Annotated in this window: 4 protein-coding genes; all 4 read left to right on the forward strand. The window is 28.2% G+C overall.

The window, feature by feature from the left end:
- Nucleotides 1–138 precede the first annotated feature (138 nt).
- The 4 genes from nusA to rbfA are packed head-to-tail and all read left to right on the forward strand — an operon-like array spanning nucleotide 139 to nucleotide 3,685.
- Entirely contained in the window at nucleotides 139–1,206 is a 1,068-nt protein-coding gene (gene nusA, locus ON17_RS00080; protein ID WP_017191428.1) for a transcription termination factor NusA, read from the forward strand.
- 10 nt (nucleotides 1,207–1,216) lie between these two features.
- Entirely contained in the window at nucleotides 1,217–1,489 is a 273-nt protein-coding gene (locus tag ON17_RS00085) for a YlxR family protein (RefSeq protein WP_026071972.1), read from the forward strand.
- 40 nt (nucleotides 1,490–1,529) lie between these two features.
- Nucleotides 1,530–3,335 carry a translation initiation factor IF-2 gene (gene infB / locus ON17_RS00090; protein ID WP_017191430.1) on the forward strand — a complete coding sequence of 602 codons (1,806 nt, stop codon included), beginning with the start codon at nucleotides 1,530–1,532 and terminating at the stop codon, nucleotides 3,333–3,335.
- Between the two features lie 5 nt (nucleotides 3,336–3,340).
- Nucleotides 3,341–3,685: a 30S ribosome-binding factor RbfA gene (rbfA, locus tag ON17_RS00095; RefSeq protein ID WP_017191431.1), complete on the forward strand. Its 345-nt coding sequence runs from the start codon at nucleotides 3,341–3,343 to the stop codon at nucleotides 3,683–3,685.
- Nucleotides 3,686–3,711: the final 26 nt, after the last annotated feature.

The following is a 3,711-nucleotide window of genomic DNA, read 5'->3' on the forward strand; positions in this document are numbered from 1 at the left end:
TGATACACTATAATTAGTAATAAAATGTTAATTTAGATTATATATAATATTTCTTGTTAAGTGGTTATTTTATATAATCACTTTTTTAATTTTATTCCCATTTACAAAGGAAAATATTTCAGAAAAGGAGGGTTTTTTTTGAAAAATAAAGAATTTTTAAATAATATAGATCAATTATCTCAAGAATACGAACTAACTCGTGAACAGACTATTCAATCTTTTAAAAAGGGTTTAGTTTCTGGTTGTAAAAAAAATTACCAAGTTAAAAGTTGTCGTACAGAAATTACTCCAGAATATGATGAAATTTTTTTATATAAACAATATTTAGTAATTGATTCTAACGACGAAGAAACGCTAAACGCTAATGAATATAGTTGCCTTGATTTAGAGGAGGCGCAAAAATTAAAAGAAGACGCACAAGTAGGAGATATTATCGAAATTGAAGTTGATCCGAAAGATTTTAATTTTTATGCGAGTAAAGATTTTAAAAATAAATTTAACGAAGAATTGATCAAACAAAAAAGAGAAACCATTTATAATTTTTTTAAAAATTATGAAAACAAATTAATCAGCGGCAAAGTAATAGCGGAAAGCGATTATTTCTACACTTTAGAATTAGAAAAAGAAATCAATACCTTATTATCTAAAAAAGAAACCCTTCTTAATGATAATTTTCATATTGGCGAAAGAATTTTAGTTTTTGTCGTAGAAGTTCAAAATACTACTAAAATGCCTAAAATTTTCGTTAGTAGAGTCCATGTTAATTTTGTTGTTGAATTATTAAAAGAATTTGTTCCAGAAGTGCAAGAAGACATCATTAAAATTATGGGAATAGCGCGCATACCATCAGACAGAATTAAAATAGGCTTAATTTCTACCGATCCTAAAGTAGACCCTATTGGTTCTTGTATCGGTGAAGGTGGAAGTAGAATAAAAAGTGTGGTTAACATTTTAAAGGGTGAAAAGATTGATTTATTTCAATGGAGTTCTGATCCGATAGAATTGATAACTAACTCTCTTCAACCGGCTCAAATTCTTAAAATTACCGCTATTAACGAAAAAAATAAAACAGCGTCTGTTGTGGTTGCTGACGATCAAGTTTCTTTAGTAATTGGTAAATTAGGCAAAAACGTTAAATTAGCTACTCAGGTGACTAAATGGAACATTAACATTCAAACCTTATCCCAACAAGAAGAAGTAGAATGATTTAATCGTTATGGTGAAAAAAGCATTCTTGCCTAAAGATATTTTAAGAACTTGCATCGCTAGTTGTCAAAAAAAACCCAAAAAAGAGTTAATTCGTGTAGCGATTTCCAACCAAGGCGTTATTTCTCTTGATTTGGAACAAAAACTACCCGGAAGAGGTGCTTATTTTATTTTAAATAATGAAAATCTTTTGTTAATTCAACAAAAAAAACTTTTAGACAAAAAATTAAAATCTTTTGTTGATGAAAAGATTTATAAACAACTTTGGGATTTGTTAAATTGATAAGAGAAGAAAAATACTATTCAAAGGAGAACAGAAAAATATGAATTTAGAAAAAAATCCAAAAGAAGAAAAAGCGACTGATAACGAAACTATTGGAGTAACAAGTTATGTTTTCAATCCTAAACACACAGTTCAAGATTTAGCTAAACACTTACAAGTTTCTAATATTTTTTTAATTAAAAAAATATTACAAATGGGTGTTAAAACGAATATTAATCAAACCTTAGATCGAGAAACTATTGAACTTTTGGGATTAGAATTAAACCTTAAAATCATTTATTCTCCTCAAGTTGATCCAGATCAAAAAAAAGGTAAAGCTAAAAAAGAGAACACTAAATTGACTAAAAGAGCTCCTATTGTGACTATTATGGGACATGTGGACCATGGCAAAACAACTTTATTAGACTCTATCAGACAAACTCGTGTAGTAGACCAAGAATTTGGAGGGATTACTCAACATATCGGAGCTTATGAAATTAGTTATAATGATAATAAAATAACTTTTATCGATAGTCCAGGTCATGAAGCTTTTTCACAAATGCGTTCTAGAGGGGCTAAAGTCACTGATATTTGTGTTTTAGTGGTAGCTTGCGATGACGGAGTTAAACCACAAACTATTGAATCTGTAGAACATGCAAAAGCGGCTAATGTGGATATCATTGTTGTTATTAATAAAATCGATAAATTGAACAATAAAAAAGAAAACATTATGACTGAATTATCTAATTATGGCTTATTACCTGAAGAATGGGGCGGCAATACTCCTTATATTGAAATGTCGGCTCTTAAAAAAAAAGGTTTAAACAACTTATTAGAAATGATTTTGTTAATGAGTGATATTAAAAACATTCAAACTGATTTAACAAAAAAAGCCGAAGGAACGGTTTTAGAAGCTAGTTTGATCAAAAATAAAGGTCCTTTAGCTACTTTAATTCTTACTAACGGAATTTTAAAAATCGGTGATGTGGTTGTTGTCGGTGAAACTTATGGTAAAATACGCTCTATAGAAGATGATTTAAAGAAAAGTCTTAAACAAGCGGTTCCTTCGCAACCAGTAGTAGTTTCTGGTTTAAAACAAGTGCCTCAAGCTGGCGATCATTTTATGTTAGTTCAGAATGAAAAAGTCGCGAAACGCATGGCAGACGAAAGGCAACATTTAGCGAAAGAAAAAAAATACGCTCTTTTAGATGAAACAGCAGCTTACAATGATAATGTTTTTGAATTAGAAGATGAAAACGAAACTAAAATTTTAAACATCATTTTAAAAACTGATACTCAAGGAAGTATTGAAGCGATTCAAAAAGCTTTAGGGCAAATGTCTACTGAAGAAGTGAAAATTAATTTTATTAAAGCTTCTGTAGGGATGGTAACTATTAATGATATCAATTTAGCTAAAACTTTTGAAGCTTTATTAATCAATTTCAATACTCCTTTAAATAATGATTTGCTTAAGTTTGCTCAAGATTCTAAAGTAGAAATTAAAACTTATCAAATTCTTTATAAAATGATGGAAGATATTGAAATTGATTTGAAAAAATTAATCAAACCTGTTTTTGAAGAAAAAATGATGGGTCAAGCTGAAGTTAGAAAAATATTTTATATTAGTTCTATCGGTCATGTTGCGGGTTGTTATGTTACTAGTGGAACTATTTTTAACAATTCTTTAGCGAAAGTGATCCGTAATAAGGAAGTGATTTACGAAGGCAAAATAATTTCTTTAAAACATTTAAAAAATAATATCAATAGCGCCAAACAAGGCCATGAATGTGGTATTGTTTTAGATAATTTCAACACTTTTCAAGTTGATGATATAATAGAATCCTCTAAAATGGAGAAAGTAGTGTAAATAATATGAGTATTACAATCGAAAGAACAGCGAATTTAATTCACAAAGAAATAGTTTTTATAATTAATCAAATAGTTAAAAACGATCAAATAGGGTATATCAATGTCACTGATGTTGATTTAACTAAAGATTTATCCTTTAGTAATATTTATTATACTCTTTTAAAAGATGACGAAAAAACTGTGGCTTTAGCGGCTGAAGCTTTAGAAGAACATAAAAAAGAAATTCGCATGGAATTAGCTAAAAAAATCAGAAATATTAAAAAAATTCCTAATTTAATTTTTAAATATGATCAATCTTTAGTTTATGGCAAACATATTGATAAACTTTTAGAAGACATAAATAAATAAAAAAAGATAAATATTTATTATTTATC

Origin of the sequence: Poinsettia branch-inducing phytoplasma str. JR1 (genome assembly GCF_000309465.1) — a bacterium.
In the GTDB taxonomy this organism is placed as follows: domain Bacteria; phylum Bacillota_I; class Bacilli_A; order Acholeplasmatales; family Acholeplasmataceae; genus Phytoplasma; species Phytoplasma pruni.